Below are 23,400 nucleotides of genomic sequence, written 5' to 3' on the forward strand. Positions count from 1 at the left end.
CTCTCAGGTCTCGGCGGAGCGCCGGCCCGTCCACGGGGGCGGGGGGCCGCCCGCGTGGACGGGCGGAACGCGTTCCCGCCAGGGGTCCGCCTCTTCGAGCTGCGCGGCTACGGCCAGCAGCAGGTCTTCCTGTCCCGGTGCCGCCGCCAGCTGGACTCCGACGGGCAGTCCCCCGGTCATTCCCGTGGGCACCGAGACCGCCGGCTGGCCGGTCGCGTTGTAGAGGGCGGTGAACGGCGAGTACCGCGACAGCGTGTCCACCCAGCCCCGGGCGTCGATCCCGGGCCGGTTCGAGTCGAGTTCGCCGACCGGCCAGGCCGTGGAAGGCGTCACCGGGGTCAGGACCAGGTCGAACCGGTCGAGGAAGTCGGCCATGGAACGGGTGAGTCGGTTCTGATAGGCCCGTGCCCGGGAGACGTCCTCCCAGCGCAGCGACAGGCCGTGGCGCACCATCGCCGCGGTCGTGGTCTCCACGAGCGCCAGCGCGTGCTCCACGTCGCGTCCGCCGGTCAGCGCTCGGACGGTGTCGGCGATCGAGACGGACCAGAACGTCATGTTGAGATCGCGGACGTGTTCGTCATCGATTTCCGGCGACGCCCATTCCACGTGGTCACCGAACTCCTCCAGCAGCTCGGCGATCCGGACGACTTCGGATGCGACGGCCGGATCTGCACGACCGCCCGGCGAGTCCGTGGACACGGCCACGCGCAGGCCGCGAGGGCGAAGCCCGAGCGCGGCGACGAACTCGCCCGGGGCCCGGCCCCGGACGTGGTAGCGGTCGCCGGGCGCGCTTCCGTGCACCAGGTCCAGCAATGCCGCAGCGTCCCTGACGCTGCGGGTGACGGCGAACTCGGCCGTGAGGCCGAACAATGGTTCGTCCGAGTCGGGGCCGGGAGGGACGAGGCCGCGCGTGGGTTTGAGCCCGAAAACGCCGCAGAGGGCAGCCGGTACACGGATCGAACCCCCCGCGTCGTTCGCGTGGGCCCAGGGCAGTGCCCCCGCGGCGACGAGGGCCGCCGAACCACCGCTCGATCCCCCTGCCACCCTGCTCGGATCCCAGGGGTTGCGGGTCGGGCCGTTCGCCACCGGTTCGGTCGTTGCGCTGAAGCCGAATTCCGGTGTGCTCGTACGGCAGACCACGGCGAGCCCGGCCGCTCGCCAGCGCGCCATCAGGTCCGAGTCGTGTGGTGCGACGTGTCCGGCCGTCAAGGCGCTGCCGTTTTCGCTTCTCACCCCCGCTGCCGTGCACAGCAGGTCCTTGAGGGCGAAGGGGACACCGCTGAACGGTCCTGACGCCGCGTAGGCCGGAGGCTCGTCGAACACGTCCCCGACGACGGCTCCGAGTACCGGATCGACCTGTGCGATCGCGGCGCGCGCGAGGTCGAACAGCTCACCGCGGGTGACTTCGCGCCGCTCGAGCAGGTCTTTCAGCCCGGTGGCGTCCATGCGGGCGTATTCACGCAGTTCCATCGTGCTCCTCCTTGGGTGTCGATGCCGCGCGGACGAGCCAGGAGAAGATCGGATCGTGTGTCCGCCATTCCGGATGCCACTGCACGCCGACCACCGGTGCGCCGCCCAGCTCGACGGCTTCCACGACACCGTCGGGCGCCCGCCCCGTGACGGTCAGTCCCGAGCCGAGCCGGTCGACGGCTTGATGATGCAGCGAGTTCACCCGGGTGCGTTCCCCGTAGATCCCGGACATGACCGATCCGGTGAGAAAGCGGACATCGTGGGTTTCGTCGGCAACCTCCCTTCCGGGCGATCGGTGGTCGATCTCGCCGGCGAGGAGGTCGGGAACCAAGGTGCCCCCGAGCGCGACGTTGAGGATCTGCAGTCCTCGGCAGACACCGAGCAGCGGCGTGCCCCGTTCGATCGCGCAAGTGATCAACTCGATCTCGTGGCGATCTCGGCGGGGGTCGCTGCCCGGATCGGTGGGCGGCCCGTCGATGTCCAGGGTGACGGGGTGGACGTCCTGGCCACCGGAGACGACGAGACCGTCGAGCCGGTCGACGAGGTCCGGCCCGATCGCCTCATAGGGCAGCTGCACCGGGACGGCACCCCGCTCGGCCAGCCGCATTGCGAAGTCCGAATAGTGCATGTCGAACTCGCGTGACCGGTACCTGGGTTCGATATCGAGCCGTCCTTCGGCGCTCACGCGCCGGCCGGTGATCCCGATCAGTGGCCGGCGCGCCCGCTCAGGTGAATTCCACGACGACACGGTTCACCCCTCCCGCGCGAAGGGACGCCAGGCCCGACTCGAGGTCGTCGAAGCCGACCCGCCGCGAAATCATGCCGTCGAGTTCGAGACGCCCCTGCACGTACAGCTCGGCGAGGCGGGGGATGTCGGTGGGGAACTGGTTGGATCCCAGGAGCGAGCCCTGCAGCCTTTTCTCGTGGAAGAACAGCTCCGACGCGGCGATGCGCAGCGGCTGGTCGTCGGGCACCATTCCCAGCACCGTCGCGACTCCGCCCGGCGCCAGCACCGCGAATGCCTGCTCGACAGTGTCGCGTCGGCCGATGGCCTCGAACGCGTAGTCGACACCGCCCGAGGACAGGCGCCGTACGGCGTCCACGACGTCCTCGGCCTTCGCGTTCACGGTCGCGGTCGCGCCGAGCCGGTGCGCCTGCGCCAGACTGTGCTCGTCGACATCGACCGCGATGATCCTGGTGGCGCCGGCCAGGCGGGCGCCCTGGACGACGGCCAGCCCCACTCCTCCACAGCCGATCACGGCCACGGTCGCCCCGGGCTGGACGCGAGCGGTGCGCCAGACGGCCCCGATCCCCGTGATCACTGCACAACCCAGCAGGCTGGCACGGTCCAGGGGAATGCCTCGGTCGATGGGCACGACGCTGTTCTCGTGCACCAGCATCTTCTCGGCGAAGGCGCCGATCCCGCCCATCCTTCCCACCGCGGCGCCGTGCCGGTTCAGCAGTGCCGGGCGCGGACGTGCGCGAAGACTTGAGTGGTTGACGCACAGCGTGAGCCGTCCGTCGATGCAGTATCGGCACCGCCCGCAGAAGGCAGTCATGCAGGTGACCACGTGGTCACCCGGGGCCGTGGCGGTGACCTCTGCGCCCACCGCCTCGACGATGCCGGACGCCTCGTGTCCGAGGACTTCGGGCAGGGCTGTCCTCCAGTGCGCATCGATGTAGTGCAGGTCGCTCTGGCACAGGCCGACCGCCGCTGTGCGGATCAGGACTTCCCGAGGACCGTGCGCGTCCATGTGGACTTCTTCGAACTCGACCTGTCCGGGGGCGGTGTTGAGTACTGCGGCCCTCATCGGGTTCCTCCTTGCCGCATCAGACGTGTTCGAAGTAGCGCTCGAGTTCCCAGTCCGAGACCCGGGCCTCTGGGTCTCCCCCGGTGGTGTGGAACTGGAGCCACTCCCAGCGGCGGGTGCCGATCCAGTAGTCCACCAACTCGGGCCCGAGGGCCTGGCTGAGCTCGGAGTCCGCGGCCAGTTCCGCGATGGCCTGCGACAAGGTGGTCGGCAGCCGTGGGGCGCCGGGAGGCAGCGCCCAGGCCATGACGGAGCATTCAGGGCCGGGGTCGACGCGCTCGCGCAGCCCGACGACGCCGCCGGCGAGGAACGCGGCCATCGACAGATAGATGTTGACGTCGGCGGACGGTACCCGGTACTCGACGCGCGTCAGTTTCGAAGAGGCGCAGACCGCTCGCACCGCAGTGGACTTGTTGTCCACACCCCAGGTCGCAGTCGTCGGCGGTCCGTCGAACTCGACGATCCGTCGGTAGGAGTTGACCGTCGGGTACTGGAAGGAACTCGCCGCCGGCAGTGTCCGAAGGACGCCGCCGATGAAATGCCGCATCGTCTCGGACGGCCGCCCGGGCGACGCCGGGTCGAAGAAGGCGTTCACACCGTCACGTTGGAGGGACAGATTGACGTGGGCGCCCTGACCGAACTGATCCGGCGACCAGCGGGCCATGAACGTGACCGTACGCCCGTGTTCGTAGGCGACCTCACGCATGAGCTGCTTCGTCCGCACGTACAGGTCCGCGGCGGTGAGGATGTCGGTCGGGGGCAGATTGATCTCGATCTGGCCGTGCGCCGATTCGTCGGCCCAGCCCTCCCACGGAATGCCGGCCTCGTCCATCCGCGCGGCCATCGCGTCCAGCAGCGTGGTGAAATCCCTGGAACGGCTCAGGAGGTAGATGCCCCCGTGGGTGCCGCCGAGGGGATGGAGGCCCTTGAATCCCTGGGCACGGGCCTGGTCGATCGACTCCTCGAAAACCGTCGCCTCGATCTCGACCGCAGCCTTGCCGGTGTAGCCCATCTCGGTGAGCTGCCCGATCACGTGCTTGAGCGAGGACCGCGAGCAGACGGGAAGCGGAGCGCCCGTCCGGTCGACGAGGTCGCACATCACCGAGGCGAGACCGGGCAGTGACGAATCCGGTGCGATCATGCCGAGGTCCGGCCTCAGGAACACGTCACGCATCTCGCCGCGCCAGTCACCGAAATCGAACCCGAGCTGGGCGGAGTTGGCCAGGTCGACGGCGAGGGCGATATCGGCGAATCCCCAGCCGAATTCCGCTCCGGACAGGAACTTCTTCGGCGAGAGGTGCTTACCGACGAGCACGCCGTCCAATGTCACCGTCTGCGCGCGGACCACCCGGACGGAGTTGGCGTCGACCCAGTTGGCGACGGTGGTGCAGTCAGACATCATAAACCGCCTTCATCGAAGCTCCGATTACCACGGACAGTTGACGGTGCGTTCCTTTGATGGCGAACCTGCCGGCCCGGACGCTGGGCAGGAGCCAGTCGAAGCCCACCGCCAGCCGCCGCAGATCGATGTCGCTGCCGTGGATTTCGTACGGCTCCTCCTGCGGGCCGACGCGTACCACCTCACCGGTGTCGACGGCGCTCAGGACGAGACCGGGCATGCCGGGCACGGGGGACGACAGTGCCCAGAAGTCCTCGGCGGCGGCATCGAGCGCCGGCGGATCCGGGTTCAGCAGGGCTGACACGGTCTCGACGGCGAGGTCGTCGCCGCTCGCGGACGAAACCGTGAGCGAGGAGGGGTCGACATCGAGCATCGCGACCGGAACGCCGGGGCCGAGTGTGCCGACGTGCAGGCCCTGGGACGTGCGGGTCAGCGTCGCGCGCTGGGCGTCGGAGACCGAGCACAGAGCGATCGGGTCCGGTCCCGGCAGACGCTGCAGGGCCTGCCTGCCGCTGTCGCCGCGCAACGCCACGCGCACGCGGGTTGCGACGGCTCGAACGATCGGCGTCGGGTCGGGCTCGGTGGTCACCACCGGGCCGGAGGGTTGAGGTTCGTGGGTGGCGTCCGGGACGGGCGGATGGGGACCCGCCACTGCTCGGGTATCGGACATGGGACTTCTCTCCAGTCTGTGCTGCTCTGCTGCCCCGGCCGTGAGGCGGGCGGACTCTGTGGACCAGGACGAGTCGAACGAGAACGAGTCGCCGAACACCTGCGCGGACGCTTAGTGGCGAGGGTGGTTCGCACGGCGAGCTGTCGAGGGAAAGTGCAGTCATTCGACTAAGTCAGTCGTACGTCTGACTTAGAATGCCCGAGACACTAGGTGCGCGCCCGGATTCCGTCAAGAGGTGCGTACGATCGATGCTGGAGTGTCGTGGCCCGGCCACTGGACCGGGATGCGTGAGCGGGGGCCGGCGCCCGCCTCCGCCCAGACAGGCTTTTGCCATGGCGCTCGTGCGGCGCGATGGGGAGGCGAACAGTGGACGAATGGTGGGGACATGGGGTATCTGACGGCGGCTGAACGGCACTCGCGAATCGTCGAGGCGGCCACCCGCGTCATCGCTCGTGACGGACTCGCCGCCGCGACCACCCGGCGGATCGCCAACGAAGCCGGAGTGAACCTTGCCGCGTTGCACTACAGCTTCAAGGGCAAAGACGAGATCTACGCGGCGGTCGACGACACCCTTCGCGCCTCCATCATCGGCTCGAACCCCGAACCGGCGGAGGCCCACACGTGCCAGGAGATCACGCGCTCGCTGATCAGCCGCTTCCAGTACCTGCTGCGAACCGATAGGCAGGCCGCAATCGCCCAGTACGAGCTGCTGCTGTGGGCGCTGCGCACCCCGCACAAGGTGCAACTCGCGGCCAGAAGCTACCAGTCGTTCATCGGTGCGTTCGCCGACAGGCTCGAGCGCGCGGTCGACGCCGGGGACCGGGACGTCACACTGCTGGCGCGCTACACGGTGGGCGCGATCGACGGCATCTACGTGCAGAACCTCGCCGCAGGAACGGACGGCGTGAGCGAGTCCGAACTCGACGCGATCTCCCGTGCGATCGTCGACATCGCCGACGCCGTCAAACAGTAGGCCGCCGGAAGCCACGCGGCCGTCGCCCGCGACAATCACCGACATGGCCGCCCCAACCACTCTTCTTGCGGATCGGGCACCGCTTCCCCCGCGTCGAGCCCAGACGCCGGATGCGGGACTACGTGCGGGGTCTGCTCGGATCCGTGGGGCGCAAAAACTCCTGGCAACTGGCCGAATTCGCCGGGCACTCCACCCCTGACGGGCTGCAGCACCTCCTGGCGAAGAGCCGCTGGGAGGCCGACGGGATACGCGACGACCTGCAGGGTTACGTCGCCGAACACCTCGGCACCGACGACGGCATCCTGATCATCGATGACACCGGCTTCGTCAAGAAGGGCATCACCTCAGCCGGGGTGCAACGGCAGTACTCCGGTACCGCCAGGGCTTGTATTTCAATTACTGCTTGCCCAGGCGGCGTTGGTGGGAGGGTGGGGCATGACTGTGCGTCCGCCCGTTGCCGTGTTACGGGCCAAGTGCGATCGGATCCTGCCGCATCTCGATGAGCGCCGCCGTCGGCTCTACCTGGCCAGCGAGGCCACGGCCATCGGCCACGGTGGAATCACCCTGATGGCTGCCGCTTCCGGAACCAGCACTGCCACCGTCGCGCGCGGCGTCACTGAACTGACCGGAGACCCGGCGCCGATGAGGAGGGTTCGGTCTCCGGGAGCCGGCCGCAAGCCGTTTGCGGTCACTGACCCTGGTCTGCTGCCGTAGGCAACGGGGCTGGTGCTGGACAGGCCGACCCGTTCGCCGATCTGCCGGACGGAAGGGCTCTCGCCGGTCTCGGCGATCCAGTCCCGGATCGTGTTGACGATGTCGCGCTGCCTGTCCGTCAGTCCATCGGAGCCCTGACGGATGCCCGGAGGCCGGCCCGGCCGGAAGTGGGTGGTGTTCATGGTGCCCCCCCTTGCGATCTTGCGTCCCTGGACAGTAGCCCCACCCACTGACAAATGGAACATCATTTCGACAGTTGTGGGCGGCGGGGCGCGTAACGCGGCGAGCGCCTGCGACTGGGATTCTTGCCTGGCCGGCGCGTGTTCTGGCCGACGGCCGCGGATGATCGCGTTCGGACCGGTTGACCGTGTGGGCGTAGAACGTGAGTCCAGGCGGCGTCGCTTCGTCAGGCGCGTGCTGGGCGTGGACACTCCGGCAGGTGAGGACGGCAGGCCCTCGGTCCAGCATGTCCGCGATGGTGGCCCCGGTCACGACTCCAGTCGCAGACCGGACTGGTCAGCTGCGGAGGGCGGCCGCCTTGGGCCCGGGCTTGATCACCAACGCGTTCAGCGGGCGTGTTCGGGTGGGCTGGACCACTTCCAGCCAGCCGTCTCCGCTGGGGACGCAGTATGGAATGCTCCGATACCCCTGCCACTTCCAGTTGATCCACCAGCGGGGCTCGCTCCGGTATCCGGCGCGGCGTCGCGGGGTGGGGAGCCGTTGCCCTGCCAGGTCGACATCGTCGAGCTCGACACCGAGTTCTTGCATGCGGGCCAGGCTCGCCAGTGCCGCGCGGCGCAGCGGACTGTCCTCACGCCACCGTCGGAAGGCCCAGTGAGCACTGTGCATCGTGAAGTTGCAGGTCACGGGTCTGGTGTGCGCGAGGTTCGGGATGCTCGTGCTGGTCACGGGCGGATGACTTCGGCGAAGATCGTCGGTCACCTGGAGACTTCACGGTTCGTCAGTACCAGCAGAGCCCTCACCAGGGCGGTCGCCCACCTCGGGTCGGTGCGTACTTTGCCGAGGACCCGCCAGTTCTTCAGGTGGGCGAAGCCGTGCTCGACCGGCGCCCGGACGGCTGACAACGCCTTGTTGGACAGCTTCTGCCCTCGCGTGAGCGGCCGGTTCCTGGCGGCCTTGTAGCCGGTGATCACCGCCGGGTCAGCGTCAGGCCCGCTGTCGTCGAGCCCCACGAATCCCAGGTCGGCGATCGCTCCGAGCCCGGCCGCCCGCAACTTCTGCGTGAGTTTGTCGTGACGACAGGCGGTGATCTCCGAGGTCCGTCCTGGCCGGGCCGCCGAGACCCAGAGCAGTCGGCCCTTGTCGTCGGTGAGCGCGATCACGAGCAGGCCATGGTGTTTGTGCTTGCCCGAGTAGTTCTTCCGGTTTTCCTTCCCGGTGCGCCGCCGGGTGCGGATCAGCGAGCCGTCCAGCAGGACCACCCCGCCACCCGTTCGGGCGATCTTCTTCAGGGCCCTGTCCAGGCGCGGGGCGCGGACGGCCAGCAGGCTGACGACCTCCCTGACCCACCGTGTCACGGTGGTGCGGTGTATCCCGTTGCCGCTGGCCAGGTCACCCGGCCGCTGGTCACAGCGCAGCACTGCCAGCACGATGGCGGCGATCTTCCCGGCGGGCAAGGCCCGCCACCGCGAGCCGATCTTCTTGCAGTGGCCGCGTATCAGGCCGGCGAGCCAGTTCAGGGTGGCACTCGACAGCGGGAGGCGAGCGGTGTAGACAAGGCCGTCAGGGCCCTCGCCGGCATGGTTGTTTTTCTTCACACCAAACTCAACTGCCGCCGGGGGCCCGCTGGTTACGCCCTGACGACGCCCGCCTTCAGTACCGCTACGGGCGTGCGGTGAACCGCCCGTCGGGCCGTTTGTGCAGCCAGCCGCGGTCGGCGAGCTTGGTCATCTTCGCGCGCAATGGTTCCAGCTTGCCGCGCACCGCCACCTCAAGGCCCAGCTCCTCGCCGACACCCCTGACCTGGACCGGGCCGTCGGCGGCCCGCACGATCACCAGAATCCTGCGGTAGCCGGCGGGCAGGGCGGCCTCGTCGGGATTCTCGCCGCGATGCGGGATCAGCAGGACCGCCCGCCCCGCCACCCGGGCGGGAACCGGGAGGACCGCCGCGGCCTGGTCCTGCTCGGCCAGCCGGTTCAGGACCCGCTCGGCGATCACCAGCTCCTCCCGCTCGGCCTGGACCTCCTGCAGTTGCTTGACCAACCCCTCAGCGAGCACGTCCAGTTCACTCCGGCGAGCCGTGATCCGCTCCAGCTCCTGCATCCCCCACGTCCTCCCCACGCTTTCCCGGCGTACCGGCTCGGTGACGGATCGTAGGAGCGGCACGACGATCGGCGCAGCAGAACCCGACAACGTCTCCGGCCGACAGGTCAGACGATCTTCACCATGGACACCCGCCGACGACCAGCCTGAGTATCCCGCCCGCCCCTCACACCAGACTCGCGACCTGCAACTTCACGATGCACAGTGCTCAACGATGCCGAACGGAAGAGACGATGCGCAGGCGAGTCGTCGGTTTGGCCACCAGACTCCCGTACGGCAGCCAAGCGTTGGAAATTCGGCGCATCTGGTGCCGGGTCAGACCCCCGCGGACGTCTGGGCGTCCTTGGCGGGTGTCACGGGCGCCGCCTCGGGGTCGCTGTCGTGCCCTTTCGGGGACCCGAACCAGGCCACTGCCACCGCGCCCGATACGGCGAGCACGAACCCGGTGATCGCCGCCCAGGCGAAGCCGGGACGGGAGGCATCGCCGAGCCACAGCACGCCGATGATGCCCGGCAGGACGGTCTCGCCGACGACCAGCGCGGCGGTGGCGCCGTTGACCGAGCCGATCTGCAGGGCGACCGTGTGCAGGTACATGCCGCCGATGCCTGCCACCAGGATCGCGTAGAGCGCCGGGTCGCAGAGCAGCGCTCCCGGGTCGAAAGGGTCGATGCCGTTCAGCACACGGACCCCGACACCGAGGGCGCCGAAGCCCAGTCCGGACAGCAGGCCGGCCAGGATCGCGGCGCGCGCCCCCAGCAGGCGTACGACCACGGTGCCACCCACGATCAGGAGCAGCGAGATCCCCAGCAGCCACCAGTGCGTGGAGATCAGGGTGTCGCCGCTGCCTTCCGGGCCCGCCGCCGTCGCCAGAAGCACCAGCGCGGAGCAGACCACAGCAATCGAGGTCCACTCGGCGCGGTTGAGCCGGATGCCGAGGAGCTTGATGCTCAGCACCGCCGTGATCACCAAGTTGGCGCTGATCACAGTCTGCGACAGGAACAGCGGCAGGAGGCGCGCCGCCAGTGCGCCGAGCCCGAAGCCGACGAAGTCCAGGATGGTCCCGACGATGAACTCCCAGGTCATCGCCGCCTTCGCAGTGGCCGACAGGCTCGGGCCACCGTGCTGGGTCACGCTGCCCGCGGCGACCTCCCGGCGGGCTGACTTCTGTGATCCGACGGCCTGAAGGACGGAGCCCGTGCCGTAACAGATCGATGCTGCCACGGCGGTGAGCAGTCCTATGAGCACCGAAAGCTCCGTTCATGTATGGGTCGGTGGGGTTCGGTCCCGTTCCCACTGGCAGACGCGGGTTTCGGCGCAAAAGTTGCTTCCGGCGAGTCAGTTGCCGGCGTATCCATGGACGGTTCACCTTGTCACTGGCGGCGGGGGCCCCGACGGAGCGGCCCCATGCCCATGACCTGTACCTGAATGATCCCGCTGACGTTCACACCGTGTTCGTCCACGTCAAACGGCGTTGTCACGTTGGTGGGGTGTTGATCGGTTGAGGGCGTGTGGGGGTTGGGCGGGGGCCTGGGTCATGCTGCGGTGGGCGGGGTGGTGGCGCCGGTGATCTGGTCCCAGATCACGAAGCGGACGGTCATCTCGGTGCGGTGGTCGGGGGCGGTCCTTCGGTGCCGGCGTGGCCGGAAGTGGGGTGGGATGCCGCTGAACGCGGACAGGAATCTCTGAGCTCCTCCGACGCTGTGGAAGCTTTTCATGGCGCGTTCGCGCTGCCTCGTTGGCTGGTGGGAGTTCTCGGCCCGGTTGTTTCGGGCCTTTGTGGGAGCGGTGCTCGACCGAGGGCGTCACCTCGCGGTGGGCCGCTCCGTAGGAACGGAGCTTGTCCGTGACGATCACCCTCGGCACGGCCCCGATTCCTTTGAGGAGCCGACGGAAGAAGCGCCTGGCCGCAGCCTTGTTGCGCCGGTTCTGGACGAGGATGTCCAGCACGTTGCCGTCCTGGTCGACCGCGCGCCAGAGGTACTTCTGCTCGCCGTTGATCGTGATGAAGACCTCGTCAAGATGCCATTTGTCGCCGGGGCGGGAACATCGGCGGCGCAGCGCGTTGGCGTAGGGCTGCCCGAACTTCAGACACCAGCGGCGGACCGTCTCGTAGGACACGATGATGCCGCGCTGCAGCATCAGCTCCTCCACCTCACGGAATGACAACGGGAAGCGGAAGTACAGCCACACGCAGTGGGAGATCACCTCGACCGGGTACCGGTGCCCCTTGTACGACGGCGGCGTACTACCCACGGACAACCCCCTCCACCATGATCACCCCGAAGATCATCCCACCCGGTCAGCCAACGTGACAGTGTCGGCGTGGGAGCTGGCCCGTGTGCCCGACGGCAAGAAGGTCACGCCGGTGATCCTGCTGGACACCTTCGAGGACACCGCCGACCGTCACCGCGACCTCGAACGCCTCTTGCAGCGCCTGGTGTGGCTGATGCCGAACTGCTTCTTCGTCATCAGCGGCCGGTCCCGGCTGCAGTGGGCCGACCCCGCGCTGCACGGGCAGCTCGACCACACCGGCCCGGCCGCCTGGCCGGGGCTGGCCACCGCGCCGGGCACGGTCCCGCCACCCCGGCACAGCACGCCGGGCGGGCGGCAGCACCTGATCGGCGACCTCTCCCCCGAGGACTGCGACGGCCACCTCGCCTGCCGCCTGGTCAAGGACGGCCGGCCCCTCATCGGCCCCGAGATCCGGGCCGTGATCACCGCCCGCTCCCACGGCCTGCCCCCTCCACCTCGACCTGGCCGCCTCCCGCTTCCTGGAGATCCGCCGCGTCCGCGAGCCGCAGCCCGCCGACTTCGACCACACCTTCCCCGCGCTCCTGGCCCGCGCCCTGTCCGACCTCACCCCCGACGAACGGCACGTCCTGCGTTCGGTGTCCCTGCTGGACGCCTTCGACCTCGACCTCGCCACCCGCGCCGCGGGCCTCACCCACCAGGCACCCGCCCGGCGCCTGACGGAGCGGCCCATCCTCACGGAAAACCCGTACGCCCTGTGGCCGTACCACCTGCACGGCGCGATCCGCTCCGCCCTCACCGAAGCCGACGACCACACCGACGACCGCTGGACACCCGCGGACTGGCACCAGGCCGCCACCCGCGCCCTGGCCGCCCTCGGCGGCCAATGGGCCGCGACCACCGCCCTCACCCCCAGCCGCATCCTCCTCGTCGCCTGCCTGCGCCAGGGCCTGCGGCTGGCCCGCGACCACCGCCTGACCGACCTGGGCTGGCTCACCGACGCCGCCTTCGTCTACACCGACGACTCCGTCTGGGAACCTCTCACCCCACCCACCGTCCCGGCAGGCACCAGCGGCGGGGTACCGGACCCGGCACTGGACACGCCTGCCGATACCCTGGCCGAACTCCTCACCGCGATCACCCGCCGCCAGCACGAACACCGCCAGCGCACCGCCGACCGTCTGACCGCCGTCCTGGACACCGGCCTGCTGCCCGCCGAGCTGACCGAGATGGCCCTGTACTACCGGGCCAAGGCGTACAAGGACCTCAGCCAGAACGACGCCGCCCGCGCCGGCATGCAGCAGGTCGCCGACACCGGCGGCCGCCTCGCCCTCAAGGCCTGCCGCGGTCTGGCCAACCTGGCCCGCCTCAACGGTGACTTCCCCGCCGCCCTGGCCGCCGTCCCCGCCCTGGGCTGGAAGGGCCGCCACCACCGCGTCCTCGGCGACATCCACTGGTCCCAAGCCGACACCACCCAGGCCGTCACCGCCTTCGAAACCGGCCGCGCCGAAGCCGAGCAGCACGGCGCCGTCGGCGAGCGCGCCATGACACAGGTCCGCCTCGCCCTGGCCCTCTCCTTCGCCGACCCCGCCCGGGCCGGCGACGAGCTCGCTCTCGCCCACCAGCTCCTGAACGGCCTCGACCAGCGCTCCAACACCCTCCTCGCCCAGGTCGTCGCCCTGATCAAGGACGCCGGAACCGACAGCGTCCCCGGCCGCGCCCAGGGCCTGCACACCGGCATCGAGGCCGCCGGGCTCCCCTTCCTCCACCGCTTCGTGGAGCTCACCCTCGCCTTCCACCACGCCGTCCGCAGCGAGGAGCAGAACCTGGCCGCCACCATCAGCCGCCTGGGCGAACTCACCGCCACCGGCGACTTCGCCTACTTCACCGACATCGCCCACTTCATGGCCGCCCTGCCCCTGCCGGAGCCCTCGACCACCCGCTGGACCAGGAGCGAAGACGATGTCCGCTCCGCATGGCGCGGCCTGGTCCAGGCCCGCCAAGAACACCTGCGCACCGGAAACTGACCCGTACATGCGCATCGGCCCCGACCAGACAGTGTCTGGTCGGGGCCGATGGGGCCCACGTGTCGGTGACGGCGGGGCCGCCTCCGTATCGACGGCGATCCGGCAGAGGAGCCTCCGACGAGGCCCGGGTCAGCCGGAGGAGGTGTCCTTGCCGACGAGACCCGAGAGCAGTTCGACCAGGGTGGCGTTCACACTGCGCTGTTCCGACAGGAACCCGTCGATCTTCTGCTCCAGCCCATCGAGGCGCTCGCCCAGCCCGTCGACCTTCTGGTCGAGATTACCGACCTGGAGGCGGAGCGCGGTCAGGTCGCTCTTGACGATGCCGAACTCGCGGTCGGTCTTCTGCGCAGTCTCTTCGTAGCGGCGAGTCAGGGCGGACAGCTCGCTGTGGGCGATGGGGTCCTCGGGCACTCGGAACGCTCCTGCCGGATCATGAAAAGCAACAGACATCAGGGGCTTCACGATATCGCGCCCGCCCGACACGGAGGCCACGGCGAGATAGTCCGCTGTACCGGATGCCGCTCCATCCAGGCCTGCACCGCCTGCCCCACCGCGTCGGGAGGGACGTTCCGAACGGCACTCGTCTACTCGGCACCGAAGCGAGAAGGCTCCTGGTCGTACTCATCGTCGGTCCGGTGCCCAGTGGGCGGCGACCCTGATTCGGGCCCGGCCGGGAACCCGCACCGAAATTCGAGCACCTGATTGAATATGTGGATGATGTCCTTCCGTTTCCCCGACGGCCTGATCGCTGTCCTGTGCCAGCGAACCTTGATCGCTTGACATCGAATCCTGGTCACGGGCTCCCGCCCGCGAATCCGGCGGACCGGCCCTCGCGCCTGCGGGAGGACGTGTACGTGACGCTCGCCCGCAGGCGGCATACGCTGCTAGGCGATCTGGACCTCTTCGGCCTGCATGCCCTTCTGGCCACGCGTTGCGACGAAGGTGACGGCCTGGCCTTCCTTGAGGGTCTTGAAGCCGTCGGCCTGGATCGCCTTGAAGTGAACGAAGAGGTCGTCCCCGCTCTGCGGGGTGATGAACCCGTAGCCCTTCTCGTCGTTGAACCACTTCACAACGCCGCTCTGACGATTACTCATGTTCTCCCTGATCCCATTCCGCACTGATCAACTTCGCAGATCATCCTGCTCCTCCGGCCAGGCGAGTAACCCCAGAACGCGCCAGGAAGGGTCCAATGGCACACGCTCAACGTTCGGTGTCACACGATCAAGGTTCGCTGGCACAGGACAATCGCTCTCAGGCGCCGGCAGATCCGCATCTACAACGAGCTCGCCTTGCGGCCCGCCGTCGGGGCGGCCGAGCTGCGCCGGGAGCTGATCCGGCTGTCCTGCCTGATCAGTGCCCATCCGTACTGGGCGGAGCACGGCTGGAGCATGGCGGGCCGGGTCGAGCTGGTGCGGGCAGCCCGGAGCGGACCGGACGGGATACGGGAACTGGTCATGCACTGGAATGGCGAGGAATTCGTCGTCATCGGGCCCAAAGCACCCGAGACAGGGCCGTGAGAGGGCGAGAGTCCCGCCCGTCGCCGAAGCTCTTCAGCTGCCCTTGGCGAGGGCGTCGGCGAGCTGGTCGTGGGTCATGCTGGAACGTCCTTTGACACCGGCTTTGGTGGCCTTCTCGTACAGCTCGATCTTGGTCAGCGACCGTAGCGACCCAATGTCCGAGGCCTTGGTGTGCTTCTTCACGGCAGGCTTCTTCCCGCGCCCCTTGTCGGAGGCGCCGGCCTTTTCCCCGGTGTCCTTCGGGCTGCGGGCCCCCTCGACGCTGGCTCGCAGGGCCTCCATCAAGTCGACCGGCACTGTCACCTAGTTGGGTGGGTGTCTGACGGCGTGACAGTGCCCTTTTAAGCCTTACGCGCCCCTTCGGCCTCGTCGCGGGCACGAGCCGCGGCCGTGTGATCGCCGGCCAGAGCGTGTGCTTCGGCCAGGGTGTCGAGGCCGACGGCCAGCCACCTGCTGGAGCCGATCTGCCTCCAGAGCATGACGGCGGCCTCGGCGCGCCTGCGGGCCGGTGCCGGACGGCCCACCGCGAGCTGTGCCTCGGCCAGCGCGTACAGTGTCGCCGCTTCGCCCCAGAGATTGCCGAACTCCCGGTAGGTCCACAGACTCCGGGCCAGAAGGCGGCGTCCTTCCCGGTGCTCGCCCTGCCGGATCAGAACGTCCCCGAGCCAGCACGTCGCGTGTGTGGCGCTGAGGCGGTCGCCGAGGTCCTCACTGATCGCGACGGCTCGCCGGTAGGCGTCGGCGGCGGCCGGGTAGGCGCCGAGCGCGCGATGGCTCTGACCCAGGCATCGCAACGCCTGGGCCTCCCCGGGCCGGTAGCCCGCGACCCGGCTGACCCGCAGGCACTTCGTGAACCGCGCGATGGCGGCCTCGACACGTCCCAGCTCGAGGTCGATGACGCCGAGGCCGTTGGTCGCGTAGACGAGACAGTTGACGTTGCCCGCCGCTTCGGCGAGCTCGGCGGCCTCTTCGAAACGGAGCACGGCGGTGGAGTACTGGCCGAGGAGCCGGTGCACATAGGCCAGCCCGGCCGTGGCACTGGCCCGGTACGTGGGCCCCTCCCCCTCGGCGAGCAGCAGGGCCTGCTCGAAGTGGTCCACTGCTTCCGGATAGCGGTCGAGGATGGTGGTGAGTTCGCCGAGGCAGCGGTGGACCTTCGCGGCGCTGTGCCGGTCGCCGTTGCTGAGGGCCGCCTTGAGTGCGCGGTTCTGAAGCCTCTCCCAGTCGTCGAAGTGGCTGCCGACCTGGAAGAGGGTCGTGAGGGCGGTGGCCAGACCGGCGGCGGGTGCGACACCCTCCGTTCCGTCCAGAGCTTGTTCTGCCACGTCGATGAGGAACTGGCGTTCGTCGTTGAACCAGGCGAGGGGATCGGCGAGCAGCTGATCGGCATCGGCCGCAGCCAGCCGCCAGGAGGCCAGATCCAGCTGTGAGATGCCCTGAAAGTCGACGCTGAGGGTGTCCGCGGCGAGGTCGGCGAGGTGCAGGCTCGCCCCGAGTAATCGGGTGAGGGCTGCCGTGCGATCCCGCTCCGGGACGTCCGACTTCGTGCGCTCCCTGGCGAACAGGCGTACCAGGTCATGCAGTTGATAGCGGATGCCGGTTGCGTTCACCGAACCGGCCTGCACCAGGTGCACCTCGACTAGATCGTCTAGGACGGCCTCCGCCTCGGGCAGGGCCGTGTCCAGCAGCGCGGCCAGCGCCCAGGCGGCGAAGCTCGGCCCGGGCAGCAGGGCGACCATCCGCAGAGCGTGCTGCGTCGCCGCGGACATCTGCTGGTAGGTCAGTTCGAGGCTGGCCCGTACGGCGATGTGGCCGACGGCCAACTCGTCGAGCTTGCGCTGCTCGTCGGCGAGGGCGTGCGCCACCTTGGCCAGAGGCCAGTGCGGTCGGGCGGCCAGCCGCGCACCGGCGACCCACACCGCCAGGGGAAGGCCACCGCAAGTATCCACGATGGAACGGGCCGCCCCCGAGTCGGCGTCGGTCCGGCCCCGGCCCAGCATCTCGCGCAGCAGGTCGAGTCCCCTCGCGGGGTCCAGTACGTCCAGGGAGAGTCGGCGGCCGCACAGTTCCGCCATGGTCGTCCGGCTGGTGATGATGGTGGCACAGCGCACGCCGCTGGGCAGGAGGTCACTCACCTGCTGGGCACTGGCGGCGTTGTCCAGGACGACGAGCGTCTGCCGCCCTGCCAGCAGGGTGCGGTAGAGATGGACGCGGCCGGTCAGCTCCGCGGGCACGGCACCGCCGGGGATGCCGAGCGCGCGGAGGAAGGTGCCGAGGACCGTGAACGGCTCGGCCGGCTCGTCGTCGAAGCCCCGCAGGTCCGCGTGGAGCTGGCCGTCCGGGAAGCGGGAGGCGAGCAGGTACCCCGTCCGTATCGCGAAGGCGGTCTTGCCCACTCCGGCGGGGCCGGTGACCAGCACTGTCGCCGGGCCGGGCCGTTCTTCGCCGAGCAGCCGGCGAGCCTCCTCCACCTCGTCCTCCCGGCCGACGAAGAGTGACACGTCCGCCGGGAGGAGCCGGGGGACGAGCTGGCGTGCCATCGGCGGGCCCACGTTCGCCACCGTGCCGCTCTCACCGGGCAGTTTTGTGGTGGCGGCCGGTTGCATGGTGCCCGTCGGGTTCGTCGTGGCGGCCGGGTTTGTGGTGGCGGGTGGTGCAGCGGAGCGGGGCGCGGCGAGCTGCGGTCGCCGGTGAGGATCCGTTCGTACAGTCGCCGCAGCGCCGCGCCCGGGTCGACGCCCAGCTCGTCGGCGAGGCGTCGCCGAGCGCGCTCGTACGCCTCCAGCGCTTCGGCCTGTCGTTCGCACCGGTACAGGGCCAGAATCAGTTGCCCGATCACCCGTTCGTCGAGCGGATGCGCCTCGGCCCGGGCGGTCAATTCACTCACCAGTCCGTCGTGCTGTCCCAGGCGCAGCCGCACGTTGACCAGTTCCAGCTCGGCGGCCAGCCGCTCGCCGTCCAGGAGGTGGCGCTGCGCGTTGAACCACGGGGTGTCCGCCCCGGCGAACGCGCTGCCCCGCCATAGCTCCAGGGCTTCCCGCCACAGAGCCTCCGCCTGCACGTCGCCGCCCGCCTTCCGGGCCCGGTCCGACAGTTCGCGGAAGCGGTGCGCGTCCACCGCCGAGGGCTCGACCGCCAGCCGGTAGCCGCCGCCCCGCTCCCGTGTGATGGCGGTGCCGTCGGCAGCCAGTGCGTGCCGCAGCCGGGAGAGGTATCCGTACAGCTTCCGGCGGTCGTTCGCCGGCTCGGTGTCCCCCCATACCCGGTCCACCAGCGCGTCGGCCGACACCGCCCGGTCGGCGTCGACGAGCAGCGCGGCCAGCACCCGGCGCTGCATCGCGTGCCCCACGTCGATCGGGGCTCCGTCCCGCCGTACCTCGATGGTCCCCAGAATCCCGAAGCGCGTGGCCATCACACCCCCTGCGACACCCGGTCGTCTCTACGCCCCCCACTCTGGGCGCCACCGACCTGTGGTTCCAGGCGGATTCAAGCTTTTCCGAAGGTTCGCCGACGCCGGCCCCGGCACCGTGAGTGGCACGTCCCCGGCCGCTCAGCGGCCAGAGGGAAGCAGGGCATCAACCCGTTCGACCTTGAGGAGAAGCATGGGTACTCGTCGTCGCACCATCCTGACGCCCCTCGCCATGGCAATCGCGGCGGGGGCCCTCGCTGCGACTGGGGCGGCTCCCGCAGCAGCAGCCCCTGGGCCGTCGAGCATCACTCATGCCGCATCGCTCAGCGGCTGCGCCCAGCTGACCGGCAACTGGGAAGGCAAAGCAACGGTCAAGAACGTATGCAGCTATGCGATACACGCCACCGTCTCCGTCGACTGGGCGTTGGACCCCGACTGCCAGAAGATCAGCAGCGGGAGGAGCGCCACCTTCAGGTGGGACTCAACTGATGGCAAGGCGCTGGAGGCCTACGAGTGCTGATGCTCCCCGATCAGCCACTCTGAAGCCCGTGCACCGTGCCTGAGGCTCCCGGCCGGGCGGTTGTCCGGCCGGGTTGTCGTAAACAGAATATTGGTTACCGCAGAGCTCCGGGAGTTCCCGGGGCTCTGCTGGGGATCAAGCTATCGAGGGCCAGTGTTGGACGGGCAGCACTCGAACGACGCCATCACTGTCGGCTGCCTCGCGCAGTTGCTGATTCTCCATCTCCAGGACGTGTACGCCCCGCACCAGCTGCTGGACGTCCGTGCGCAGCCGGTCGCGCTCGGCACGCAGGCGGGTGATCTTCTGCTGCAGCTCGTCGTTGGTCCGCTTGAGGCCGTCGACGACCTTCGGCCGCGTGTCCTGCATCCGCACCAGGGCGTAGAACGGCGCTGTCACGTTGACTGAGCGGGTGGGATGATCTTCGGGTTGATCATGGTGGAGGGGGAGTCGTCCGTGGGGAGCGCGTCGCCGTCGTACAGGGTCACCGGTACCCGGTCGAGGTGATCTCCCACTGCGTGTGGCTGTACTTCCGGTTCCCGCTCAGCTTCCGTGAGGTCGAGGAGCTGATGCTCGAGCGCGGCGTGATCGTCTCCTATCCTACGAGACCATCCGCCGCTGGTGCCTGAAGTTCGGGCACCAGTACGCCAATTCGCTGCGCCGCCGCCGGCCCCGGCCTGGTGACAAGTGGCACCTGGACGAGGTCTTCGTCAAGATCAACGGCGAGCAGAAGTACCTCTGGCGGGCTGTCGACCAGGACGGCATGGTGCTGGACATCCTCGCACAGAACCGGCGGGACAAGACCGCGGCCAGGCAATTCTTCCGTCGTCTGGTGAAGACGACCCGTACGGTGCCGCGGGTGGTCGTCACGGACAGGCTCCGCTCCTACGGCGCCGCTCACCGCGAGGTCATGCCCTCGGTCGAGCACCGCTCGCACAAGGGGCTGAACAACCGGGCGGAGAACAGCCACCAGCCCACCCGGCAGCGTGAACGTGCGATGAAAGGCTTCCGCTCCGCCGGCGGGGCGCAGCGGTTCCTGTCCGCGTTCAGCGGTATCTCACCGCACTTCCGGCCCCGCCGGCATCTGATGACCGCCCCCGACTACCGCACCGAGATGCAGCACCGCTTCACCACCTGGGAGCAGGTCACCGGCACCGCCGGTCTGTCCACCACGGCCTGAGCACAGGCCCCGAACCAGGCCCCACCATGCCCCGACACACCATCAGACACCCACACACCCAACAGCGTGACAGCGCCCCTCGTTGAGATCGTCCGGTGAGCGATCTCGCTCACCACGCAGGCGCAGGGCACGCCCCAGCAAGTAGCAGGCCTCGGCGGCCTTCCGCCGAGGACCGGTGAGGGCGGACACGGCCCGGCGAAGCGATATGACTGCCTCACCCAGGGACTCCGGAACCAGGGCCAGCTCATGGTGCATGAGGAGGGCTCGGCCCATGGTCTCGAACCGCTCACCTTGCTCGATGCTGCCGTCCGTCGCCGACTCAGCGAGGAATCGCGCGATGCCCGAGACCGTCAACCAGTCCTCCGCCGAATGCGCAGGGTCTGTGGATTCGGTCAACGAGGCGCGGACCTCGTAGGCGGTAAGCCGTGCCCGCTGGACATCGATCCGAGCGCGCGCTTCTGGAGAGCGCGCTATCGCCTCGTCTAGGCGGCCGATGCCCCTTGACAGAGGCTCCGTACTACCCAGAGCCAGACACGCGCCGATCTCCACGTCCACGAGTTCCAAGAGCGGCAGTATCGAATCCGGGACGGTGCGGTCTCGCAGAACGGCTTCCCACAGCGCGACCGACTCTTCGAGTGCTTGCGTGTCCCTGCCAGCCATGGCTTGTTCGGCCAAGGCCCGGGCGGATTGAACCCGCGCGGCGGAACGACCCCAGATGTCGCTGTCATCGACGTCCGTGCCCAGTAAGTCTGTCACCGCGCCAGTATGCGTCCCGACTCGGCATGAGTAGCCCCGAACGCCGCAGAACCTCTTGCCCATACAGGGATCCCGCACAACGAGTCGGCCCCAGGCGTTCGACAAGCTCCTCACCAAACCGCGCCGGGCCCCCACCCTCCGAGCACGACTACTCCGGGCTCACCCTTCTGCGGCCCGCGGGCCGCCCGGCAGTGGAAGCCGAGGAACAGCGGAGCGGGCATCCCCACACGCTCCATCCGCAGCAGCGGGTTGCCGTTGAGGAACAGGTACCGCTCTCGCATCGCGTCCTCATCGGTCCCGGAGTACAGGGCCACGGACATCCGCGCGACGTCCTGGGGGGGAAAAAGAGAAGGGTGCTCTTCCCCTTCGGGGAAGAGGTGTCGGCGTCTGCGTCGCGCTGACCCACGCCGCTGACCTGCGGGAACAGCCGTCAAGCGAATCCACCCTTGGCAACCTGTTAGGCAACCCGTTACGCAACCTGTTGAGCAACCTGTTGAGCAACCGGCAGGCCCGCTAGGCCTTTACGGTCGGAACGGTGGCGACGACGGGTCCGTGGTCTGGTGGGAGGTCCAGCAGCATGGAGTGGAAGAGCGGCGCGTGCGGGATGCGTGGGCGTAGGTCGCCCAGTGTCTGCCAGCCCCATGATTCATACAGTGCCCGGACCTTGGGATGGTCCTTCAGGACCAGGAGCGTGGCGCGTTTCTCGGGCCGGGCGGCGAGCAGCTCGTCGTGGAGCCGGCGGGCGGTGCCGGTCTTGCGCCAGGGGGTGCGGACCATCAGCTCACTGAGTGCGTAGGTGCGTGTGCCGGTCTCGGTGATGGTCCCGGCGGGTACGTCGGTGAGCAGTCCGCCCCACCAGCGGCTGGCGGGATACAGCGGAGCTCCGTAGGCGTAGCCGACGGGCTGTCCGTGGTCGTAGCCGACGATGCAGGTCCAGTCGGGATGGGTCATCCAGCTGTGGAGTCCTTCGGCGAACCGGTCGACGGCGCAGAACGGGTCGGTCTGCGCTTCCTTCGCGTACACCTCGGCGTAGACGTCCAGCAGGAGCGTGCGCAGCTGGGTGGTGCGGTGGTGGGTGGTGTAGTGGCGGAGTTCTATGTCAGCGGTCACTGCGGGCGGTTCTCCTATGCGGCGGCGAGGGTTCGGTGGACGGTGGCGAGTCGGCTGGTGATGGCGCGGCTGCCGATGTGCGTGGCGTCGATGGTGGTTGCGGTGGTTCGGGCGCCGGCGGTGTTTCCCTGGGCGAGTTGGAGTTCGGCGAGCTGGACTCCGTAGTACGCGCGGCTGCGGCGCAGGCGGGGTTCGAGGAGGGTGAGGGCCTGGGTGGTGGCGGTCTCGGCGTCGGCGAGGCGTCCCATTGCCTGGTGGGTGATGGCGGCGAGTCCGCTGATCTCTGCGGCAGTGAGGAAGTTCAGCCAGCGTGGTGCGGGTTGGGTGGGGTTGATGCGGTCGTAGGCGGCCTGGGCGGCGAGCAGGGCGCGGGCTGCTGCCGGGCGGTTGCCGGTGCGGGCGTGGCTGATGGCCAGGCGGGATTGGAGCAGGGCGGCGTAGCGGGGGTCCTGGCGGGCTTCGCGGCTGGTGAGGGCGGTCTGGCTGATGCGTAGGGCTTCGCGGTCGTGTCCGCCGCGGCGGGCGTGGATGGCAAGGTCGGACCAGGCCCGTGCCTGGGCTTGGTGGCTGGTGCCGAGGATGGCCCTTTGCAGTGCGGTGGTGCGCCACAGGTGTGCTGCGTCCAGGTCTCCGGCGTCGTCTGCGGCCCATCCGGCCGAGCTGCACAGTGACGCGATGGCGGTGTGGAGTGCCTGCTCGACGCGTGGCCCGTAGGTGCAGCGGTCGGCTGCGGTGGTCAGGCGGTCGAGGTAGGCGGTGGCGACGGTCAGGAGGGGTTGGCCTCCGATGGCGCTGAAGTGGGCGTCGAGGCGGTCGATCCGCTCGCGGGCGCGTTCGACGTCGCTCATCGACATCCGGCCGCTGATGGGGGTTTCGTCGATGTTGAGGGCGAGGGCGACCGTCGTGGCGGCGGTCGCGGTGATGAAGCGGCGGCGGCGCACGGGCGCCTCCTTCGTCGGTGCGGGAGACCGCGGCGGGGCCGGCAGGCTCGCGCTGTTCCTGCCTCTTGGGAGGAAGCCGAGTGCCTGCGCCGGGCGGTCGAAGAGCTGTTCCAGGGCGTGAAGGTAGCGGGTCCATGGCCATCGGACCTCGCCGCTGACCCAGCGTCTGACGTGGCGGTCGGTGCACTTGCGGGGGTGGGACTCTCCGAAGATCCGGCCGGTGATGCGATTGATCTCGTCGGCCAGGCCCTGGTGCGTGAAGCCGTACTCGGCCATCGCGGCTTCGAGTTGAGTGTTTCGCTGTCTGTCCATCGGTTCCCCCGCAGGTTTCCGGTCGCGGCACAGACGGTAGTCCTGCCGCTCTTCTGCCTTG

General features: G+C 69.1%; 23 protein-coding genes and 6 pseudogenes. 7 read left to right on the forward strand and 22 right to left on the reverse strand.

Annotated features, from left to right (window positions below; all coding sequences use genetic code 11):
• Nucleotides 1-3 precede the first annotated feature (3 nt).
• From OG611_RS40115 to OG611_RS40135, 5 genes are read right to left on the reverse strand one after another with little or no spacing between them, the layout of a single operon-like run.
• On the reverse strand, nt 4-1,470 hold the full coding sequence (locus tag OG611_RS40115; RefSeq protein WP_266431575.1) for an amidase: 1,467 nt from the start codon (nt 1,468-1,470) through the stop codon (nt 4-6).
• Nucleotides 1,457-2,218 carry a gamma-glutamyl-gamma-aminobutyrate hydrolase family protein gene (locus OG611_RS40120; protein WP_266431577.1) on the reverse strand — a complete coding sequence of 254 codons (762 nt, stop codon included), beginning with the start codon at nt 2,216-2,218 and terminating at the stop codon, nt 1,457-1,459. The genes OG611_RS40115 and OG611_RS40120 overlap by 14 nt, the downstream gene beginning before the upstream one ends.
• Nucleotides 2,196-3,281 (reverse strand): Zn-dependent alcohol dehydrogenase, encoded by a 1,086-nt coding sequence (locus OG611_RS40125; protein ID WP_266431579.1) that lies wholly within the window; start codon nt 3,279-3,281, stop codon nt 2,196-2,198. The genes OG611_RS40120 and OG611_RS40125 overlap by 23 nt, the downstream gene beginning before the upstream one ends.
• A gap of 19 nt (nt 3,282-3,300) precedes the next feature.
• Nucleotides 3,301-4,680, reverse strand: coding sequence for a glutamine synthetase family protein (locus tag OG611_RS40130; protein WP_266431581.1), 1,380 nt, complete (start codon nt 4,678-4,680; stop codon nt 3,301-3,303).
• On the reverse strand, nt 4,673-5,350 hold the full coding sequence (locus OG611_RS40135) for a hypothetical protein (RefSeq protein WP_266431583.1): 678 nt from the start codon (nt 5,348-5,350) through the stop codon (nt 4,673-4,675). Before OG611_RS40135 ends, OG611_RS40130 begins: the two co-directional genes overlap by 8 nt.
• A gap of 385 nt (nt 5,351-5,735) precedes the next feature.
• Here OG611_RS40135 and OG611_RS40140 point away from each other — a divergent pair, with 385 nt between their 5' ends.
• From OG611_RS40140 to OG611_RS40150, 3 genes and pseudogenes are all read left to right on the forward strand, one after another.
• Nucleotides 5,736-6,323, forward strand: coding sequence for a TetR/AcrR family transcriptional regulator (locus OG611_RS40140; RefSeq protein WP_266431585.1), 588 nt, complete (start codon nt 5,736-5,738; stop codon nt 6,321-6,323).
• 65 nt (nt 6,324-6,388) lie between these two features.
• Nucleotides 6,389-6,703: pseudogene (locus OG611_RS40145) on the forward strand (transposase); the annotation flags it as partial.
• A 55-nt stretch (nt 6,704-6,758) separates the two neighbouring features.
• A pseudogene (locus OG611_RS40150) lies at nt 6,759-7,001 on the forward strand (ISAzo13 family transposase); the annotation flags it as partial.
• A gap of 32 nt (nt 7,002-7,033) precedes the next feature.
• Here OG611_RS40150 and OG611_RS40155 read toward each other — a convergent pair.
• The 7 genes and pseudogenes from OG611_RS40155 to OG611_RS40185 form a co-directional block, all read right to left on the reverse strand.
• Nucleotides 7,034-7,219 (reverse strand): annotated as a pseudogene (locus OG611_RS40155) (repressor LexA); the annotation flags it as partial.
• Nucleotides 7,220-7,553: 334 nt separating this feature from the next.
• On the reverse strand, nt 7,554-7,946 hold the full coding sequence (locus OG611_RS40160) for a hypothetical protein (RefSeq protein WP_266431587.1): 393 nt from the start codon (nt 7,944-7,946) through the stop codon (nt 7,554-7,556).
• A gap of 29 nt (nt 7,947-7,975) precedes the next feature.
• On the reverse strand, nt 7,976-8,815 hold the full coding sequence (locus tag OG611_RS40165) for a transposase family protein (RefSeq protein ID WP_266431589.1): 840 nt from the start codon (nt 8,813-8,815) through the stop codon (nt 7,976-7,978).
• 64 nt (nt 8,816-8,879) lie between these two features.
• Nucleotides 8,880-9,320 carry a hypothetical protein gene (locus OG611_RS40170; protein WP_266420746.1) on the reverse strand — a complete coding sequence of 147 codons (441 nt, stop codon included), beginning with the start codon at nt 9,318-9,320 and terminating at the stop codon, nt 8,880-8,882.
• Nucleotides 9,321-9,635: 315 nt separating this feature from the next.
• A complete protein-coding gene (locus OG611_RS40175; RefSeq protein ID WP_266431590.1) occupies nt 9,636-10,565 on the reverse strand; it encodes a hypothetical protein in 930 nt (309 codons plus the stop codon).
• 287 nt (nt 10,566-10,852) lie between these two features.
• A pseudogene (locus tag OG611_RS40180) lies at nt 10,853-11,579 on the reverse strand (IS6 family transposase).
• Between the two features lie 455 nt (nt 11,580-12,034).
• Nucleotides 12,035-12,196 carry a hypothetical protein gene (locus tag OG611_RS40185; RefSeq protein ID WP_266431592.1) on the reverse strand — a complete coding sequence of 54 codons (162 nt, stop codon included), beginning with the start codon at nt 12,194-12,196 and terminating at the stop codon, nt 12,035-12,037.
• Between the two features lie 12 nt (nt 12,197-12,208).
• Here OG611_RS40185 and OG611_RS40190 point away from each other — a divergent pair, with 12 nt between their 5' ends.
• Nucleotides 12,209-13,597 (forward strand): hypothetical protein, encoded by a 1,389-nt coding sequence (locus tag OG611_RS40190; protein WP_266431594.1) that lies wholly within the window; start codon nt 12,209-12,211, stop codon nt 13,595-13,597.
• A gap of 129 nt (nt 13,598-13,726) precedes the next feature.
• Here the strand turns inward: OG611_RS40190 and OG611_RS40195 are convergent, their stop codons facing one another.
• The gene (locus tag OG611_RS40195; protein ID WP_266431553.1) at nt 13,727-14,008 is read right to left on the reverse strand and encodes a hypothetical protein; all 282 of its coding nucleotides are present in this window, start codon (nt 14,006-14,008) and stop codon (nt 13,727-13,729) included.
• Between the two features lie 473 nt (nt 14,009-14,481).
• Entirely contained in the window at nt 14,482-14,691 is a 210-nt protein-coding gene (locus OG611_RS40200; protein ID WP_003254922.1) for a cold-shock protein, read from the reverse strand.
• Between the two features lie 195 nt (nt 14,692-14,886).
• Here OG611_RS40200 and OG611_RS40205 point away from each other — a divergent pair, with 195 nt between their 5' ends.
• Nucleotides 14,887-15,114 (forward strand): hypothetical protein, encoded by a 228-nt coding sequence (locus OG611_RS40205; protein WP_266431631.1) that lies wholly within the window; start codon nt 14,887-14,889, stop codon nt 15,112-15,114.
• Nucleotides 15,115-15,147: 33 nt separating this feature from the next.
• Here OG611_RS40205 and OG611_RS40210 read toward each other — a convergent pair whose 3' ends face one another.
• The 3 genes and pseudogenes from OG611_RS40210 to OG611_RS40220 form a co-directional block, all read right to left on the reverse strand.
• The gene (locus OG611_RS40210) at nt 15,148-15,396 is read right to left on the reverse strand and encodes a hypothetical protein (protein ID WP_266431633.1); all 249 of its coding nucleotides are present in this window, start codon (nt 15,394-15,396) and stop codon (nt 15,148-15,150) included.
• A 59-nt stretch (nt 15,397-15,455) separates the two neighbouring features.
• Nucleotides 15,456-17,720, reverse strand: a complete 2,265-nt coding sequence (locus OG611_RS40215) for a tetratricopeptide repeat protein (RefSeq protein ID WP_266431635.1) — start codon at nt 17,718-17,720, stop codon at nt 15,456-15,458.
• Between the two features lie 146 nt (nt 17,721-17,866).
• Nucleotides 17,867-18,526 (reverse strand): annotated as a pseudogene (locus tag OG611_RS40220) (BTAD domain-containing putative transcriptional regulator); the annotation flags it as partial.
• A 190-nt stretch (nt 18,527-18,716) separates the two neighbouring features.
• Here OG611_RS40220 and OG611_RS40225 point away from each other — a divergent pair.
• Nucleotides 18,717-19,043, forward strand: coding sequence for a hypothetical protein (locus OG611_RS40225; protein ID WP_266431637.1), 327 nt, complete (start codon nt 18,717-18,719; stop codon nt 19,041-19,043).
• A 135-nt stretch (nt 19,044-19,178) separates the two neighbouring features.
• Here OG611_RS40225 and OG611_RS40230 read toward each other — a convergent pair whose 3' ends face one another.
• Nucleotides 19,179-19,439 carry a hypothetical protein gene (locus tag OG611_RS40230; protein ID WP_266431639.1) on the reverse strand — a complete coding sequence of 87 codons (261 nt, stop codon included), beginning with the start codon at nt 19,437-19,439 and terminating at the stop codon, nt 19,179-19,181.
• Between the two features lie 104 nt (nt 19,440-19,543).
• Between OG611_RS40230 and OG611_RS40235 the strand changes: the two are divergent.
• Nucleotides 19,544-20,220: pseudogene (locus tag OG611_RS40235) on the forward strand (IS6 family transposase).
• Nucleotides 20,221-20,262: 42 nt separating this feature from the next.
• On the opposite strand, the gene OG611_RS40240 reads toward OG611_RS40235, so the two are convergent.
• From OG611_RS40240 to OG611_RS40255, 4 genes are all read right to left on the reverse strand, one after another.
• Nucleotides 20,263-20,976 carry a hypothetical protein gene (locus OG611_RS40240; RefSeq protein WP_266431641.1) on the reverse strand — a complete coding sequence of 238 codons (714 nt, stop codon included), beginning with the start codon at nt 20,974-20,976 and terminating at the stop codon, nt 20,263-20,265.
• Nucleotides 20,977-21,086: 110 nt separating this feature from the next.
• Complete coding sequence (locus OG611_RS40245) at nt 21,087-21,296, reverse strand: hypothetical protein (protein WP_266431643.1); 210 nt, start codon at nt 21,294-21,296, stop codon at nt 21,087-21,089.
• 193 nt (nt 21,297-21,489) lie between these two features.
• Nucleotides 21,490-22,086, reverse strand: coding sequence for a GNAT family N-acetyltransferase (locus tag OG611_RS40250; protein WP_266431645.1), 597 nt, complete (start codon nt 22,084-22,086; stop codon nt 21,490-21,492).
• 14 nt (nt 22,087-22,100) lie between these two features.
• Nucleotides 22,101-23,339: a hypothetical protein gene (locus OG611_RS40255; RefSeq protein ID WP_266431647.1), complete on the reverse strand. Its 1,239-nt coding sequence runs from the start codon at nt 23,337-23,339 to the stop codon at nt 22,101-22,103.
• Between the last annotated feature and the right edge of the window lie 61 nt (nt 23,340-23,400).

Source organism: Streptomyces sp. NBC_01363, assembly GCF_026340595.1.
Lineage (GTDB): Bacteria > Actinomycetota > Actinomycetes > Streptomycetales > Streptomycetaceae > Streptomyces.

Bases quoted from the DNA above. Each gene is read 5' to 3' on its own strand.
- OG611_RS40115 (WP_266431575.1), bottom strand. From the start codon at position 1,470: ATGGAACTGCGTGAATACGCCCGCATGGACGCCACCGGGCTGAAAGAC.
- OG611_RS40125 (WP_266431579.1), bottom strand. From the start codon at position 3,281: ATGAGGGCCGCAGTACTCAACACCGCCCCCGGACAGGTCGAGTTCGAA.
- OG611_RS40130 (WP_266431581.1), bottom strand. From the start codon at position 4,680: ATGTCTGACTGCACCACCGTCGCCAACTGGGTCGACGCCAACTCCGTC.
- OG611_RS40135 (WP_266431583.1), bottom strand. From the start codon at position 5,350: ATGTCCGATACCCGAGCAGTGGCGGGTCCCCATCCGCCCGTCCCGGAC.
- OG611_RS40140 (WP_266431585.1), top strand. From the start codon at position 5,736: ATGGGGTATCTGACGGCGGCTGAACGGCACTCGCGAATCGTCGAGGCG.
- OG611_RS40170 (WP_266420746.1), bottom strand. From the start codon at position 9,320: ATGCAGGAGCTGGAGCGGATCACGGCTCGCCGGAGTGAACTGGACGTG.
- OG611_RS40200 (WP_003254922.1), bottom strand. From the start codon at position 14,691: ATGAGTAATCGTCAGAGCGGCGTTGTGAAGTGGTTCAACGACGAGAAG.
- OG611_RS40210 (WP_266431633.1), bottom strand. From the start codon at position 15,396: ATGGAGGCCCTGCGAGCCAGCGTCGAGGGGGCCCGCAGCCCGAAGGAC.
- OG611_RS40215 (WP_266431635.1), bottom strand. From the start codon at position 17,720: ATGCAACCGGCCGCCACCACAAAACTGCCCGGTGAGAGCGGCACGGTG.
- OG611_RS40225 (WP_266431637.1), top strand. From the start codon at position 18,717: ATGGGTACTCGTCGTCGCACCATCCTGACGCCCCTCGCCATGGCAATC.
- OG611_RS40245 (WP_266431643.1), bottom strand. From the start codon at position 21,296: ATGTCCGTGGCCCTGTACTCCGGGACCGATGAGGACGCGATGCGAGAG.
- OG611_RS40255 (WP_266431647.1), bottom strand. From the start codon at position 23,339: ATGGACAGACAGCGAAACACTCAACTCGAAGCCGCGATGGCCGAGTAC.